The 16,134-nt window shown below is 60.4% G+C and carries 9 protein-coding genes; 3 read left to right on the top strand and 6 right to left on the bottom strand.

From position 1 onward, the window contains the following. Nucleotides 1-83: 83 nt before the first annotated feature. Nucleotides 84-2,027: a bifunctional 2',3'-cyclic-nucleotide 2'-phosphodiesterase/3'-nucleotidase gene (locus ACMGG5_RS08130; protein WP_420277694.1), complete on the top strand. Its 1,944-nt coding sequence runs from the start codon at nucleotides 84-86 to the stop codon at nucleotides 2,025-2,027. Between the two features lie 98 nt (nucleotides 2,028-2,125). On the opposite strand, the gene ACMGG5_RS08125 is transcribed toward ACMGG5_RS08130, so the two are convergent. After that, on the bottom strand, nucleotides 2,126-2,512 hold the full coding sequence (locus tag ACMGG5_RS08125; protein WP_252033230.1) for a winged helix-turn-helix transcriptional regulator: 387 nt from the start codon (nucleotides 2,510-2,512) through the stop codon (nucleotides 2,126-2,128). Between the two features lie 84 nt (nucleotides 2,513-2,596). On the opposite strand from ACMGG5_RS08125, the gene ACMGG5_RS08120 reads away from it, so the two are divergent. Together ACMGG5_RS08120 and ACMGG5_RS08115 are read left to right on the top strand one after the other, a co-directional pair. Next, on the top strand, nucleotides 2,597-3,445 hold the full coding sequence (locus ACMGG5_RS08120; protein ID WP_157188517.1) for an SDR family oxidoreductase: 849 nt from the start codon (nucleotides 2,597-2,599) through the stop codon (nucleotides 3,443-3,445). A gap of 96 nt (nucleotides 3,446-3,541) precedes the next feature. Next, nucleotides 3,542-4,255 (top strand): 4'-phosphopantetheinyl transferase family protein, encoded by a 714-nt coding sequence (locus ACMGG5_RS08115; protein WP_157188516.1) that lies wholly within the window; start codon nucleotides 3,542-3,544, stop codon nucleotides 4,253-4,255. Here the strand turns inward: ACMGG5_RS08115 and ACMGG5_RS08110 are convergent. Genes ACMGG5_RS08110 through ACMGG5_RS08090 form a run of 5 tightly spaced genes read right to left on the bottom strand, consistent with a single transcriptional unit; the run spans nucleotide 4,223 to nucleotide 16,132 of the window. Then, entirely contained in the window at nucleotides 4,223-5,170 is a 948-nt protein-coding gene (locus ACMGG5_RS08110; protein WP_032651394.1) for an alpha/beta fold hydrolase, read from the bottom strand. The genes ACMGG5_RS08115 and ACMGG5_RS08110 overlap by 33 nt on opposite strands. Then, nucleotides 5,163-6,332 (bottom strand): alkane 1-monooxygenase, encoded by a 1,170-nt coding sequence (locus ACMGG5_RS08105; protein ID WP_048989472.1) that lies wholly within the window; start codon nucleotides 6,330-6,332, stop codon nucleotides 5,163-5,165. The genes ACMGG5_RS08110 and ACMGG5_RS08105 overlap by 8 nt, the downstream gene beginning before the upstream one ends. After that, complete coding sequence (locus tag ACMGG5_RS08100) at nucleotides 6,326-7,381, bottom strand: 2Fe-2S iron-sulfur cluster binding domain-containing protein (protein WP_420277693.1); 1,056 nt, start codon at nucleotides 7,379-7,381, stop codon at nucleotides 6,326-6,328. Before ACMGG5_RS08100 ends, ACMGG5_RS08105 begins: the two co-directional genes overlap by 7 nt. A gap of 1 nt (nucleotide 7,382) precedes the next feature. Further along, nucleotides 7,383-8,399 carry an arylesterase gene (locus ACMGG5_RS08095; RefSeq protein ID WP_420277692.1) on the bottom strand — a complete coding sequence of 339 codons (1,017 nt, stop codon included), beginning with the start codon at nucleotides 8,397-8,399 and terminating at the stop codon, nucleotides 7,383-7,385. Then, complete coding sequence (locus ACMGG5_RS08090; protein WP_420278611.1) at nucleotides 8,396-16,132, bottom strand: aminotransferase class III-fold pyridoxal phosphate-dependent enzyme; 7,737 nt, start codon at nucleotides 16,130-16,132, stop codon at nucleotides 8,396-8,398. Before ACMGG5_RS08090 ends, ACMGG5_RS08095 begins: the two co-directional genes overlap by 4 nt. Between the last annotated feature and the right edge of the window lie 2 nt (nucleotides 16,133-16,134).

The following is a 16,134-nucleotide window of genomic DNA, read 5'->3' as shown; positions in this document are numbered from 1 at the left end:
TCTGTCAGGATTCACATTTCTGTAAGCAACAAGCTATAGATACATACTCTTTTGTGGTCTGCATCGAAAAAAGGACTCCTCTGATGATTAAGTTTAGTGCAACGCTTCTGGCGACGCTGATTGCAGCGAGCGTTCAGGCGGCGACGGTAGATCTGCGTATTCTGGAAACGACCGATCTGCACAGCAACATGATGGACTTCGATTACTACAAAGATACCCCGACGGAAAAATTCGGACTGGTACGTACGGCAAGTTTGATCAATGCGGCGCGTGGCGAAGTGAAAAACAGCGTGCTGGTCGACAATGGCGATCTCATTCAGGGCAGTCCGCTCGGAGATTACATGGCGACCAAAGGGCTGAAAAAAGGCGAGATCCATCCTGTTTATAAAGCGATGAACACTCTGGATTATACCGTCGGTAATCTTGGCAACCATGAATTCAACTACGGTCTGAAATACCTCCATGACGCCCTGGCCGGTGCGAAATTCCCGTACGTTAATGCCAATATCATCGACATTAAGACCCAAAAGCCGCTCTTTACCCCTTACCTGATTAAAGAGACAAGCGTCGTCGACAAGGACGGTAAAAAACAGACGCTAAAAATCGGCTATATCGGTTTTGTCCCGCCGCAGATCATGACGTGGGATAAGGCCAACCTCGACGGTAAAGTGACCGTGAACGACATCACCGAAACCGCTCGCAAATACGTGCCGGAAATGCGTAAAAAAGGCGCCGATCTGGTGGTCGTTGTCGCCCACTCGGGTCTCTCCGCCGATCCGTACCAGGCCATGGCAGAAAACTCCGTTTACTACCTGAGTGAGGTCCCGGGCGTTGACGCAATCCTCTTCGGCCACGCCCACGCGGTCTTCCCGGGCAAAGATTTTGCCGGCATCAAAGGGGCGGACATTGAGAAAGGCACGCTCAACGGCGTGCCGTCGGTGATGCCGGGCATGTGGGGCGACCATCTGGGCGTGGTGGACCTGGTGCTGAACAACGACAGCGGCAGCTGGAAGGTGACGCAGTCAAAAGCTGAAGCGCGCCCGATTTACGACGCTGCGGCTAAAAAATCGCTGGCGGCTGAAGATAAAAAACTGGTCGACGTGCTGAAGCACGATCACGACGCCACGCGCGAATTCGTCAGCAAGCCGATCGGCAAATCCGCCGACAACATGTACAGCTTCCTGGCGCTGGTGCAGGATGACCCGACCGTTCAGGTCGTCAATATGGCGCAGAAAGCCTATGCCGAACACTTTGTGCAGGGCGATCCGGATCTGGCAAAACTGCCGGTCCTGTCCGCCGCAGCGCCATTCAAAGTGGGCGGGCGTAAGAATGACCCGGCAAGCTATGTGGAGGTCGAAAAGGGCCAGCTGACCTTCCGTAACGCCGCCGATCTCTACCTCTATCCGAATACGCTGGTGGTGGTTAAAGCCACCGGGAAAGAGGTGAAAGAGTGGCTGGAGTGCTCTGCCGGACAGTTTAACCAGATTGATCCGCACAGCAGCAAGCCGCAGTCGCTGATTAACTGGGACGGCTTCCGTACCTACAACTTCGACGTGATCGACGGCGTGAACTACCAGATTGACGTCACCCAGCCGGCGAAATATGACGGCGAGTGTCAGGCGATCAACCCGCAGGCGGAGCGCATCAAAAACCTTACCTTCAACGGCAAGGCGATCGACCCGAATGCCACTTTCCTGGTGGTGACCAATAACTACCGTGCCTACGGCGGTAAGTTTGCCGGTACGGGCGATAGCCACATCGCCTTTGCTTCTCCAGATGAGAACCGCTCGGTGCTGGCGGCGTGGATCAGCGCGGAGTCGAAAAAAGCGGGAGAAATTCATCCGGCAGTGGATAACAACTGGCGTCTCGCGCCGATCCACAGCGATACGCCGCTGGATATCCGTTTTGAAACGTCACCGTCCGATAAGGCAGCCGCGTTTATTAAGCAGAAGGCGCAGTACCCGATGAAACAGGTCGCGACGGATGATATCGGGTTCGCGATTTATCAGGTGGACTTGAGCAAGTAAAAGCAAAACAGCAACGCACGTTGCCGTTTTTGGTGTTTGTTCCCTCTCCCTGTGGGAGAGGGCCAGGGTGAGGGCATCAGGCCGCACATACCCGGCTTTTACGCCGCGCGATCGTCCCTGTTCGCCATCACCTTCGGCGTATTAACCTCAATCCAGTCCGCCAGCGCGGCGACCTTCTCGCTCACCTCAACGCCCAGCGGCGTCAGGCTATACTCTACGTGCGGCGGCACCACCGGATACGACACGCGATCGACAAACCCGTCCTGTTCCAGCGCCTGGAGCGACTGGGACAGCATCTTTTCGCTCACCCCGCCCATTTTACGGCGCAGATCGCTAAAGCGATGCGTTCCCTGGCGCAGGGCCAGCAGAATCAGGACACCCCAGCGGCTGGTCACGTGTTTGAGCACCTCGCGTGAAGGGCACTGCTCCGCGAAAAGATTGCCATCGCGCATTTGTTCGCTGAGCGTCGGTATCGTTGTTTTCATACTTACCTTTTTGTACGTACTTACTAAAAGTTAGCTATGGTGCTAGTGTGCCACAACATCAGACAAACACGAAGGAGATTCACCATGATCGCGATTACCGGCGCTACAGGCCAGCTTGGCCATCTCGTTATCGAACAGCTGTTGAAAACCGTACCGGCCAGCCAGATTGTGGCTATCGTACGTAACCCGGCGAAAGCGCAGGCCTTAAGCCAGCAGGGGATAGTGGTGCGTCAGGCAGACTACACGGACGAAGCCGCCTTCGCCGCCGCGCTGAGCGGCGTGGATAAACTGCTGCTGATCTCTTCCAGTGAAGTCGGCCAGCGCGCAACCCAGCACCAGAACGTGATTAACGCCGCCAAAACGGCAGGAGTGAAATTTATCGCCTACACCAGCCTGCTGCACGCGGACAACTCACCGCTCGGTCTGCACGTTGAACACGTTGCCACTGAAAACGCGCTGGCGGCGTCCGGCATTCCTTATGCCCTGCTGCGCAACGGCTGGTATACCGAAAACTATCTGGCGAGCGCGCCGCCTGCGCTGGAACACGGCGTGTTTATTGGTGCGGCAGGCGAAGGCAAAATTGCCTCTGCCACCCGCGCAGACTATGCCGCGGCGGCAGCCAAAGTGATTGCTGAAGAGGGCCACGCGGGCAAGGTGTATGAACTGGCGGGCGACCACGGCTGGACGCTGAGCGAACTGGCGGCTGAACTCAGCAAACAGAGCGGGAAGCCGGTCACCTATCAGAATCTCAGTGAAGCGGATTTTGCCGCCGCGCTGAAAAGCGTCGGCCTGCCTGCCGGGCTGGCAGATATGCTGGCGGACTCCGATGTCGGTGCCTCCAAAGGGGGACTTTTTGACGATAGCCATACGCTGAGCAAACTGATCGGGCGCGCAACGACGCCGCTGGCGCAGAGCATCAAAGCCATTCTGTAACGGCCTGACCGTTTTCTCCCGCGGCCGGGTGATTCCCCTTACCCGGCACGCACTTATATGGCATTCTGTCCTCCCGACAGATACCGAAACCCTGCTATGTTTACTGTGATAAACACGGATTCCGCGCCCCCTTTTATTCACTCCGTTGAGATGGGCAACGTCGCCCCTTTCCCCGCACTGCGCTACTGCCTGGTCTCATTCACCGCGCGTGATTACCATGACGGGCTCTTTGATAAATGGGGTATCCCCTTTCCCGCTCCGCTCAACAGCGCCGTGGTAAAACGCCGGGCGGAGTATCTTGCGGCGCGTTACGCCGCGCAGCGGGTGCTGAGATCCTTCGGCTGTGACGCTACGCCGGGCAGCGCGCCGGATCGTTCTCCGGTGTGGCCTTCCGGCTGGCGGGGAAGCCTGTCACATTCTCATGAGTGGGCGCTGGCGGTCATCGCGCCAGAGGCGTCTGGCCTGACGCCGGGCGTCGACATTGAGTTTTTTGCCCCCGGGATGATGCAGCGGACAGCGCACCTGTTTACCACACCGCAGGAGCGGGAATGTCTTGCCGCCAGCCCGTTCGACGAGGCCAGCGCGCTACTCATCACCTTTTCCGCGAAAGAGAGCCTCTATAAAGCGCTCTATCCTGAGGTTGGCCGCGCCCTCGATTTTGACGCGGCCCGCGTGTGCCACATCGCGCCTGAAGAGCAGAGGATCACCCTGGAGCTGACCCAAACGCTGTCACCTCAACGCGTAAAGGGCAGCCGGATCCAGGGCTATTATCAGCTCTCAGGCGACAGGGTTATCACGATCATTGCCTGACGCCAGCAAGGGAGCCAGATACGCCATCACCATGTCGATGCCCTCCCCCGGACGGCGCAGCGGATTATGCCCCTGCCCGTGGGTCTCTGCCAGCCTCGCGCCAGGCCAGGCGTTGACCAGGCATTCCGCTTCGACCCGCAATACGATGTCATCGCTGCTGTCGTGAATAACAAGGGCGGGCTGATCGACCTGCTGTAGCCCCTCATAGGCGTTAAAGCGTTGCCAGACCGCCTCGCCAATACCAAAGTACCCTTCAATATACCGTCGTAGCCTTTGCTGCTGACGACCCGGGAGATTCAGGATCGCGGCATATTTGGTGACCAGCCCGCTAAAGTGCGTCGGCGCCCCCACGATAACCAGCGCGCGGGTCCGCAATCCCGCCTTTACCGCATTAATAACGGATAACCCGCCAAACGAGTGCGCCACAATCGCGTCAAAACCCCCTTCCTGCTGCGCCAGCTGTTCAATGATTTCAATGAACTCGACGATGCTGCTCTGGCGTCCAGCCGCGTTGCCATGTGCGGGGGCGTCAAACCCGATGACCTGAAAGCCCTTTTCGACCAGCGTCTTGATCAGCCTGCCAAAGTGGGAAGCCCTCGACTCCCAGCCGTGGGCTAACAGCACGGTAGGTCCCTCGCTGCCCCAGCGGTACACCACCGCATGTTTACCATTACTCAAAGGGAGAGACTCAATGCGGCTCGCCAGCGCCGTCATCTCTTTATCGCCTGCACGCGTCGGCACCCGGCGCGGCGTAAAAAACCGATTGCCCAGCCAGTCAGCGGTCGCCCCCGGCACAACCCGATCCATCAGGCGGATACCGGCCTTCACGCATGACACCATCGGCGAGCGCAGGTAGGCGGGGCCACGATACTGCTGGTAGGCTTGCTCAATCAGTCGATCAAATTGCTCACTCATGGGACTCTCCGGAAACACAGGGAACAGTGGACTTAACCGCGGATGATTCAGACTGACGGATCAGGGCACGCTCTGCGTCACTGGCAACGTGTTCGTCCCAGTACGCGAGTTTTGCTTCCATTCGCTTAAACCACAGCGGCGGGATCAGCGCGTAAAAAATATGGGCGACATACCCTTTTTCGATTCCCACCGCGTAGCTGTGCGCCTGCAAATTCCAGTATTCACGACGCGGATGGGTGTGATGATCGGAGTGGCGCGTCAGGTTCAGCAGACCGGCCGACGAGGCCCGGTTATTGCAATCCCAGCTGTGTCGCGGCTCCACGCGCGTGCCGGGCAGACGAACCAGACCGTAGTGCTGGATATAATTCACCGTTTCAAACAGGAACTTAGAGACCAGCATGGTCACCAGGCACGCCAGCGCGCCCCGGACGCCCGCCGCCGTAAAGCAGACCGCCACGATCAGCAGGCTCATCAGCACCCCGCTCACCACCCGGTTCACCAGCATGGCGCCGCCTCGGTTCTGAAGCGACAGCCGCTGCGCTTCCACCTGCCAGGATTCAACATACTGCGACAGAGAAGAACGGATAAAGAAGCGATACACACTCTCCCCACGACGCGCCGTCGCGCCGTCCGCCGGGGTCGCCACGTTAGGATGATGCGAATAGACGTGTGAAATCGAAAACTGCGCATCGCCGACCAGCGCCAGAAGCCAGCGCCCGACCATCATCGCCGCCAGGCTGTGGGTTTTGTGGATAAGCTCATGGGCCACCACGGTATTGGTGCTCATGGTATAGCCGGTGGAGACCGCCGCAAGCAGCAGCTCAGGCTCGGTAAGGTGATGCAGCGCCATGATGTTGTGACCGGTCAGGGTGGTCAGCCATGCGCCAAACCCGAGCAGATCGCCCGGTGCGGCCTGCCAGATAAGGGCGAACAACGCCAGCAGCGCGGCCGGGAGCTGTAAATACGGGATGATTTCCAGCAGCGCCGGCAGCCGGTAGTGGCGATCTGCGGTGTCGTGCGTGGTTGCGTTATCGAAAAGGAGATAGCTCAGCGTCACGCAGAGCATGGAGACGACGATCCACACGCCGCCGAGCACGGTTGTGAGCGCGGTCAGCGGAAAAAAAACGCAGGGGACAAGGGTAAATCTCAGGTAACTCAACATACGGGCTCCTTATTGTTATGACTGTTTTTTGCACCGACCGGCGGGGAGAAGCAGTCCATTTCAAGCAGGTGGCTCATTACCCCTCCGGCAAGCAGCCTTTGCCGGCACGCCTGCGCCAGCGCGGGATTGCCGCAAATCACGACGCGCCATTCGGCTACCGCTGTCCGGCGGGGATAGAGGGCGCGCCAGTCGTCAAGCCAGCAGGTAATGCGTCCTGCCAGCTCCATCGCCTGAACCTCACGCTCCCGGGATAACGCGTGCAGATAGTGAAAACCGGGATAGTGCTGACGCAGACGCTGCAGTTCCTGCAGGTCGAATGTGTCCTGCCGCCTGCGAACCGCGTGGATCAGCATGACCTCGCGGTGGGGATGACGCGCCAGCGCGGCGCGTACCAGACCCAGCGTCGTACCCAGTCCCGATCCACTGGCGATAGCCAGCAGAGGACCGTTACCGTCATCCCGCTGGCCGAACTGCCCCCGGCAGTCTGAGAGCCACACCTTCCGTCCAGTCGCCTGTTCATCACACAGCAGTGGGGATAACCGCCCCTCTTCACGGCGCGTGATATCCAGAACAATCTCTCGCCCCTGGCTCGGCCAGCTCACGGAGAAGCTCCGGATATCCTTATCCTTTTCGAGACCGACCTGAACGTATTGTCCTGGCTGAAAGGGCAACGCCTGCTCCGCCAGCAGCGTCACGCGCCATACCGTGGATGAGAGCGCAACAGCCCGCTTAACTCGCGCAGGCGTCCAGGACGCGGATGCCGCGGCCAGCGTTAAATCCGATTCTGGCAGGCACTGGCATGCCAGCACGTGGCCAGCGGCAATCTCTTCCTGGCTGAGCAAATAGCTCAGGTCGACAAGCGAACGCACCTTGCCGCTCGTTACCCGGCAAAGACAGGATTTACACGAGCCGACCTGGCAGTTATACGGCAGGGAAACGCCGGCGTTGATCGCGCTTTCGAGGAGCGTATGGCCCGACGGCAAGGGGAATTCATGTCCCTCAAGCGTCCCCTGAAAATGACCACGTCGGGAAAACCATCTCTTCAGCATCTTATTGCTCCCCGCACAGCAGCAGCCCGTCGTCAAAGACGCTGCCCATCATCACTTTTCCGCCCATGGGCGCGGCAACGCTGACTGCCGCCAGCGACGCACCGTGGCTTTGATAGAAAAGAGTGGCCTGACTGATTTCACCCTGTGCACCGGTTGTCAGCCGCCACACCATGGACGGTGAACGCGCCTGGGCATCTTTCTGATAGGCGGCCAGCTTCAGAAGCTGCGGGTGCGCCGCCACCAGCATTCCCTGCCCGTCCGGCAGGATATTGTCGACACCATGCAGACCGCTGAAGCGCCCCAGCAGGACGGGCGCAGCCTCATTCGGCTGCCACGCCCAGCTGCTCACCGCGCCGCGGGTGGTTTCCGCCACGTACAGACGCCCCAATTGTCGGTTGTAGTAAATGCCGTTCGCAAAATGCAGGTCATCGATCAGGGTATGCAGCCCCGCCTCGTCTGCCAGCAGGACGCTGGAGAGCGGCAGTCGCAGATAGTCCTCCACGCGTCCCGCGAAGCCCGTCCACCGGTGGTCCCGCGTCAACAGCCAGCGGGTTTTATCAATCACGCTGATATCATTGATGTTGTTTCCGACCGCGCGCGACAAGGCGGGCTGATACTCAAGACGCATCTGCGCGCGATTAAAGCGAAACACATCAATGCTGTCCTCCTGGGGACGGTGGTTCACCACGTAGATCCACGTCTCGCCCTCCTGCTGCCAGACATCGATACCGTGCGGGAAAAAGGCATCCGGATAGTCACCGGCTAATCGCTGCGGCCTGTCGCTGCCGTTGAGATAATAGAGCGCGCCGGGCGCGCTGCCGTGCCGGTTGAGGCTACTGGCTATTGCCCCGCCATCCGATAAGGGCGCGATATCTTCCGCGCCCTCAATGCCGGTGATTTTTTGGCACTGTTCACCGCCGCGCTCCTGCACCTGATAAAACAGTCCGGCATCGATCAGCAGATTAACCACGAACGCCAGCACGGCGCCCGCGAGGACGATAATCGTCAGCTTTTTCATGATGCGGCCAGTACCTCTGACGACGAGAATAATGCTTCGGCAGCCTCTTCTCCCTGCTCGGCCAGCACGGCGATCGCCTTGAGGAAGTGCTCCAGCAACGCACGGGCGCTCGCCTCGGTGAAATAGCGCATCTGGTAATCCAGCTCGACGGACAGCCCCTCTTTCGTCTCGAGAATGTTAACCATCAGCGGGAATTCGACGGCGCCGATCGGGAGGAGCGACAGGCTGGCCTCCCACTGCCGCAGCTCTGCCAGCGGAGCATGCGGCTCGACGTTAAAGGTCGCCAGCAGCGGAAGCGGCGCATCCTGACCGTGGAAGCAGCGTGACGGCAGGGCGGGCTCGTCGCGCTGCGCGAGGATGCCGTCATGGATTGCCCTGGCGACATCAGATAACGACGCACAGGCGGCGCTGTCGATACACAGCGGCAACAGCCGGACGCACTGGCCGACAAGCGCATCGCCCTGCCCGAAATCCCGCCCGGCATCCGGCACGCCGACCGGCACCGGGGAATGACCGACCGCCTTCTCAAGCGTCAGGGTAAAGAGCGCATTCAGCATCGCGAAGCGGGTCACCCGCAGCTCGGCGGAAGCTTTGCGCAGCTGCGCGGTCAGGCCCGGATACGACAAGCGCTGTACCAGCCGCTGCCCCTGATACGTCCGGGAAGGTGCCATTACGGTAAGGACGTCTGGCGTTGCCCGGCGGGCAGGAAGCGCCGCAAGACGCGCAGGTAGCGCTGCCTCGCTGACGATGTTCTGCGCACGGATAGCCTGCAGATAGCTTGCCGCAGCCGCCAGGTCAGGGCGTTCACCCGACGCCAGGGCATCGTAAAGATGCAGTAGCTCGCGCAGCATCACCATGAACGACCAGCCGTCCGCCACCGAATGATGTGCCGCGATGGCGAGCGTGGTTTTCCTCTCATGGCGGACCAGCAGCAGTCGGGCCAGCGGCGCGGCGGTCAGGTCAAAGGGACGCGCGGCAAACTCAGCGAGACAGGCGGCAGGCGCCACGTTTTCCTCGCTGATATCGACGGTGGGCGCCAGGGCCACCTGAAGTTCGCCTGCGTCAGTGAACTGCATACGCAGCGCGTCATGGCGCTCGCACAGCAGTTGCCAGGCGGCAAGCATGATCTCGCTGTCTACGTTGCGCGGCGTTTCAATGACGCCGCCGATCGTCCCGGCCAACCGCCCGCTTTCATCCCGCGCGGCCAGCTGCAGAAAACGCTGCTGGCTGTCTGCAACGGCATAGCGCGTGTCGGGGCGCAATCCGGCCTGCCCAAAGAAGCCGTCCACGCGCATGGCGTTAACGCTCTCTTTTACCGCCGCAATAAAGCGGTCGATATCCTCGTCCGCGTGTGCGACCGAGACAAAACAGTTACGCCCTTCCCAGATGAAAATGCCGCGCAGCATCAGGTGGTGGAAGAGGATGTCGTAGTTGCCGTTGAATTTGAAACGGAACAGGCTGCCGGCAGAGACGATCTCAATCGGCGTACCGGTTGCAGAGAACCAGGTATTTAGCGACATCGTCAGACGCGCGGTTTTTTGGTTGATGTCGTCATACAGTGCCGGATGTGCTTTGATGTACTCCAGCACGGCTTTGCTTGCCGCCATGGTCAGCGGATGCTTGGAGAAGGTACCGGCAAAGAAGATCAGTTCAGCCTGCGGCCAGGAGTCATCGCCATACTGCCAGAATCCGCCGTCGATACTGTCCATAAAGCGGCTGGAGCCTGCAATCACGCCGATCGGCATACCGCCGCCGACGATCTTACCGTAGGAGGCGATATCCGCCTGAACGCCGTAATACGCCTGTGCGCCGCCGGCCGCCAGACGGAAACCGGTGATCACCTCGTCAAACATCAGCGCAATATTGTGGGTCGTCGTCAGCTCACGCAGGGTATGCAGGTATTCGCGCGGCTGATGATCGGGATAACGGCTCTGCACCGGTTCGACGATCACCACCGCCAGCTCGGCGGCATAGCGGGCGATAAGCGCCAGGCTCTCTTCGCTGCCGTAATCGAGCACCAGCAGGTCGTCAACCAGCGATGGCGGCGTACCGGCGGCAATCGGCGTGGCGCGCTCGGGGGTTTCTCCGCCCTGCTGCCGCCCCAGAATGCCGTCAAACACGCCGTGATATGAGCCGCTAAACAGCGCGACTTTATTTTTCCCCGTCACGGCGCGCGCCAGGCGCACGGCGCTCATTACCGCTTCAGAGCCGGAGTTACAAAATGCCACCCGCTGCTGGCCGGTCAGCTCGCTGATAAGCGTTGCCACCTCGCCCGCCAGCGCGCTTTGCGGCCCGATCTGCATGCCCCGCGCCAGCTGGTCGGCAACCGCCTGCTGTACGCAGTCCGGTGCATGCCCCAGCAGGTTGGCGCCAAAACCCATCGTAAAATCAATATACTCGTTGCCATCAACGTCCCAGATGCGCGATCCCTGAGAGCGTTCCCCCACTAAGGGGTAAAGCATCTCCTTGGTGGATAAACGAAAGCCCGCAGAGGCCCGGTTATCCGCCAGCACGGCGCGGTACTGCTGGGCATTGCGTTTCGACCCGCCTGTTTTATCGACAAACCGCTGGGTGAGCTGCGCCAGATGCTGGTCGCGCTCGGTGCCCAGGGAGACCTTTTTCGTCTCTTTTTTAAACCAGCTGCTGTGCGCGCTGGCCTTCACCGGTGCGGCCGGGGTGGCGACAGGCGCTGGCGCGATGACGTCCGGCATCGTTGGCGCGACGGGCATCGGGAGAGTCTGCGCCGTGCCGTTGAGCAGCGTGAGCTGCTGGGACATAAGCTCCAGCTGGCGGGCAATCAGATCCTGAACCGCGCCAGGCACCGGCTTGCTGGTTCCCGGCATGGCCACGACAGGCTGCGCCGCCTGCCCGGCGGTTTCCGGGGTGCTGAGCGGAGCCGCAGCCGCCGCTGGCTGCGCGTGCTCCACCACATAACCGATCACCGCGTCCAGCGTATTGAGCTCTTCAAACAGCGCGCGTACCGGGATGGCCACGCCGTAGCGGTCCTTAATGGTATTGATGGCATCCAGCAGCACCAGCGAGTCCGCCCCCATTTCCAGGAAGGGCAGTTCGTCGTCAAGCGTGGCGGGATCCGCCTCAAGAAAACCGGCAATAATCGCTTTTATTTCAGCGGCTAAATGGTGTTGATTTGACATAGCGTCCTCTTTTGCAGATGGGGTCTGCGCTGGCGTCTCATCCGCCAGCCAGTAACGTTTGCGGCAGAACTGGATGGCGGGCAGGTTTAACGCCTCCCGCGTGGTCGCGTGGTACAGCCCGCTCCAGTTGATGTCGTGCCCGTGCTGCCACAGCGTTCCCAGCAGCGTCAGCAGTGATTTGTACTCATGTCGCCGATCGCCTGCGGCCAGCACCCGGTGACGGCGGTCGGTGGCGGTCACAAATTTGCCCAGCGAACTGTCCGCGCTCAGATCGATAAAGGTGAACTCACCCTGCGCAAGCACGTTTTGCACGCCCTGAAGGAAACGAACGGGCTGGCGAATTTGCCGGGTCCAGTAGTCGGCGTCGGTTTGGTCGCGCGCCTCGCCGTTCAGGTTGCTGTAAAACGGGATCGTCCCGCGGGTGAAGGTGACGTTGTTGACCAGCCACTCGCGCCAGGCACCGAGGATCGGATCCATCATCGAGGAGTGAAATGCGCTGGCGGTTTTAATTTTTCTGGCGTGGCCTCCCTGAGCAGAAATGGCCTGGAGACAGGCGTCAATCGCCGTCTGGCTGCCTGCGATGGTGGTCAGCGTCGGGGTGTTGAATGCGGCAATATCAATGTCACCCGCCCAGGGTGAAATCAGCTGGCGCACCTCGGCTTCACCGCTGAAGACAACCGCCATCGCCCCTGCCTGCGTCAGGGCTGACATCAACAGCGCGCGCTGATGAACCATAGCCAGCCCGTCGTCGAGCGAGAGATAGCCTGCGATGACCGCCGCGCAGTACTCTCCCAGGCTGTGCCCCATCACGGCTGCCGGACGAGGTCCAAACTGCATCACGCTCTGAGCAAGCGCGTAGCTACAGGCAAATAAGGAGAGCTGGCAGGTTCTGGCGCAGCGCTGCCAGCTATCATCACGGGCAAACAGCGTCTGTGTGATATCAATCTGATAACGCTGCCGGATGGTCGTCGCCAGCGCGTCAAACTGGGCGCGATAGTGCGGCAGATGGTGATACAGCTCGGCCCCCATGCCGATTTGCTGGGTGCCCTGCCCCGGGAAGAGCCAGACCTGAGGCTGGGCTTTACCTGCTTTGCAGGCCGTGAGCTGCGCAAGGCTGTCCGCCAGCTGGGCGCGGTCCGCGCCATACGCCACGCCGCGATAGCGGGCCGCGTCGTAGCGGGTGTTCACCAGCCGACACCAGGTGGCGATATCGCTCTCCTGACATGTCGATAACCCTTTTTTGACCGCCTCCCGCTGAAGGGGAAACGCTCCTTCATCATGTGAACCGATCAGAAGCAGGCCGTGGGGCGCAGCGGGCTCCTGGCGTTTTTCCACCGCTGGCGCGCTGCGCAAAATCACGTGACCGTTGGTGCCGCCGAAGCCAAAGCTGCTTACGCCCGCGTAGCGTGCGTCACCATCGGCATGCCATGAGGCAGGCTGTGCACCGCTTACTTCAACATGACGGCTAATCGCCGCAATATGCGGGTTTTTATGCTGGAAGTTGAGGTGCGGCACGTATTGTCGGTAGTGCAACATCAGAGACGTTTTCACCACGCCCAGCACGCCCGCCGCCGCCTCCAGGTGGCCAATGTTGGTTTTAATCGACCCCACCTGGACAGGTGCGTTTTTTTTCCGGTCCGCAAATACCGCTTCCAGCGCCTGATATTCAATCAGATCGCCCAGCGCCGTTCCCGTCCCGTGCGCTTCGATATAGTCAATGCTGTCGCTGTCCACTCCGGCATCCGCCATTGCCTGCCGGATGACCGCCTGCTGCGATGGGCCATTTGGCGCGGTAATGCCGTTGCTGCGGCCGTCCTGGTTCACGGCGCTCGCCACCAGCGTGGCATAGACCCGATCGCCATCCGCCAGCGCCTGCGAAAGCGGCTTGAGCACCACGACGCCACACCCTTCGCCACGAACGTAGCCATCGGCGCGGGCGTCAAAGGTTTTACACCGGCCGTCGGGGGCCAGCATCTGGGCATCGGTGAAGACTTTTTGCAAATGCGGCGTCAGCGCCAGATTAACGCCTCCGGCAATGGCCAGAGAACTCCGTCCGGCCCGCAGGCTTTGCATTGCCCCCTCTATCGCCACCAGCGAGGAAGAGCATGCCGTGTCGACAGCGACGCTTGGCCCTTTTAAATCATAAAGATAAGAAATTCGGTTGGCCGCGATGCTGTGCGCGTTGCCTAAGCCGCTGTATGCCGAGACGTTATCGCCGCAGGCCAGGGCATAGTCGCTGGCGCTGATCCCGACATAAACCGCCGTATCGCTCCCGCGCAGGGAGGATGCCTTAAGGCCGGCATCGGTGAGCGCCTGTTGAACGGTTTCTAACAGCAGACGATGCTGCGGATCGATATAGACGGCTTCGCGGGGAGAGATGCCGAAGTAGCCTGCGTCGAAGGCGTCGACCTCGTCAAAGAAACTGCCTTTACGGTTAAAGCCGTCAAGGGACGAGGTACGCCAGCGCTGCGCCGGGATCTCGCCGGTCGTGCTGTGGCCCTGCTGCAGCAGCGACCACAGCGCCTCCACGCCGCTATGCCCCGGCAGCTCCACGCCGATACCAATCACCGCAATGGCGCTTTCCGCGACGGCGGCGCTGACCGGCCGGACCGCAGCCGGTTCTCCCAGCGCGACCGCCAGCTGATTGATGGTGGGATAGTCGTAAATCAGCGCGGGAGAGAGCTCGCGGCCCAGCCGCTGTTCAAGCTCGCCAATGACGCCCACCGCCTGCAAAGAGCTCAAGCCAAAGCCGGTAAACGCGTCATCCCACCGGGATTCGCCGATCGTCGTGTTCAGCGTGTTGCCGATTATCCCGGCAATCAGCGCCGCCAGCGCGGGAGGGGTTTCCCCCGCGTGTTCAAGCGGTTTTGACGCGTCCTGGCGGCTACGCCAGGCCACGTCCAGGGTCCCCTGCTGATACATCATCTTCGCGCGGGTGCGCTGTATTTTCCCGCTGGTGGTGCGGGGGATTGCCCTTCGTTCGACAAGGAGCAGTTCATCCAACGTAATGCCGTGGCGCTCCGCCACCGCCGCGGTCACGGACGGCGCCAGCGTCGCCATATCGAGATCATTTTTATGGCGCGTCATCAGCTCAAGCAGCGCTACCGGGCGCTCGTCTTCACTGGCAAACACGCAGACCGTCGCTTCCGCCAGCGCGGGAGCGGACTGGCGGATCGTCTCTTCAATATCCGTCGGGTAGTGGTTCTGGCCGTTGATAATCAGCAGCTCTTTGAGCCGTCCGGTGACGTACAAATGGCCGGACTGGAGAAAACCCATATCGCCGCTGCGCAGCCACGGGGGCGGATCGCCTGCCAGAGACGCCCGGAAGGTTTCGCGCGTGGCGGCATCATTGGCCCAGTATCCGGCGGCAACGCTCGGACCACGCAGCCATATTTCTCCGCTCTCACCGTCAGCAAGCGGCTGATGGTGGTCAGGATCGACAATACGCACCTCGGTATCAGTCAGAGCCTGCCCGCAGCTCACCGCACCGGCCTCGTCCGACACGCGGAGCCCCTGCCCTTTGTCCATTCCGGTGACGATGAGCGTGGTTTCCGCCATGCCGTAGCAGGGCAGGAACGCGCCGGACCGGAACCCTGCAGGCGCAAAGTGTTCGCTAAACTGCGCTAGCGTGGCGGGCCGAATCGGCTCTGCGCCGCAAAAGGCCACATCCCAGCGCGAAAGATCCAGTGCCTCAGCCTGCTCTCGGCCAATCTTACGCACGCACAGCTCGTAGGCGAAATTAGGGCCGCCGGAGGTCGTCGCCTGATAGTCGGAAATCTGTTTGAGCCAGTTGAGGGGGTTTTTCATTAACATCATGGGCGACATCACCCGACAGGGGAAGGCGCCAAACACGGGCTGCAGTAGCCCGCCAATAAGCCCCATATCATGAAAATGCGGCAGCCAGATCATGCCCCGGCTTTCGCTGTGGTGGCCGAAAAAGCGGTGAATGGCATGTGAGTTAGCCCACAGGTTGCCATGGGTCACCATCACGCCTTTCGGGGAGCCCGTCGAACCCGAGGTGTACTGTAAAAAAGCCAGATCGTTGTCTGCTACCGGAACGGGGTGAAATGCCCCGGAGAAGGTGCGTTCAAGATGATGCAGACGATAACCCGCAGGTAGCGCAGCTGTGTCTGGTTTGTCGAAGGTAAAAATAAGCGGGGATAATGGAAGTGATAGCTGGCCTAGCGTTTCTGCCCCCCTGGCTGTCGTAACAATACAGTCCGTTTGCGCATTACGTAATACGCCGGCAAAACGCTCCCACGCGCTTCCTGACGATTTTGCGGGCATCGGGACGGGAACCGCCACCCTGCCGGCGTAAAGACAGCCAAAAAAAGCGCCAATAAAATCTTCACCATCCGGATAAAGCAATATGACCCTGTCGCCCCGCTGCCCGTACTGCATTAAAGCCTCTGCAAGCGACGCGGCGCGCTGGTGTAGCTGGTCATAGCTTTGGCTGTGAATTTCACTGGCGCTGCGGACGAATTCAAATGCCGTCTGAGTAGTCTGTTGAACAGCAAGTTCGGGCAAAAGCTGGTTGAAGGAATGATATCCCCTGTTAAACAACTGATGAGACGGCATCA

Source organism: Enterobacter sp. BNK-34 (assembly GCF_048684445.1).
GTDB classification, from domain to species: Bacteria; Pseudomonadota; Gammaproteobacteria; order Enterobacterales; family Enterobacteriaceae; genus Enterobacter; species Enterobacter pseudoroggenkampii.
The sequence above is the reverse complement of the archived record's forward strand: the minus strand, read 5'-3'. Positions and strand labels throughout refer to the sequence as shown.

What these genes read in the sequence shown, in the direction of transcription:
- ACMGG5_RS08115 (WP_157188516.1), top strand. Translation starts at nt 3,542, where the DNA reads ATGTTTACTGTGATAAACACGGATTCCGCGCCCCCTTTTATTCACTCC.
- ACMGG5_RS08100 (WP_420277693.1), bottom strand. Translation starts at nt 7,381, where the DNA reads ATGCTGAAGAGATGGTTTTCCCGACGTGGTCATTTTCAGGGGACGCTT.
- ACMGG5_RS08090 (WP_420278611.1), bottom strand. Translation starts at nt 16,132, where the DNA reads ATGCCGTCTCATCAGTTGTTTAACAGGGGATATCATTCCTTCAACCAG.
- ACMGG5_RS08130 (WP_420277694.1), top strand. Translation starts at nt 84, where the DNA reads ATGATTAAGTTTAGTGCAACGCTTCTGGCGACGCTGATTGCAGCGAGC.
- ACMGG5_RS08095 (WP_420277692.1), bottom strand. Translation starts at nt 8,399, where the DNA reads ATGAAAAAGCTGACGATTATCGTCCTCGCGGGCGCCGTGCTGGCGTTC.
- ACMGG5_RS08125 (WP_252033230.1), bottom strand. Translation starts at nt 2,512, where the DNA reads ATGAAAACAACGATACCGACGCTCAGCGAACAAATGCGCGATGGCAAT.
- ACMGG5_RS08105 (WP_048989472.1), bottom strand. Translation starts at nt 6,332, where the DNA reads ATGTTGAGTTACCTGAGATTTACCCTTGTCCCCTGCGTTTTTTTTCCG.
- ACMGG5_RS08120 (WP_157188517.1), top strand. Translation starts at nt 2,597, where the DNA reads ATGATCGCGATTACCGGCGCTACAGGCCAGCTTGGCCATCTCGTTATC.
- ACMGG5_RS08110 (WP_032651394.1), bottom strand. Translation starts at nt 5,170, where the DNA reads ATGAGTGAGCAATTTGATCGACTGATTGAGCAAGCCTACCAGCAGTAT.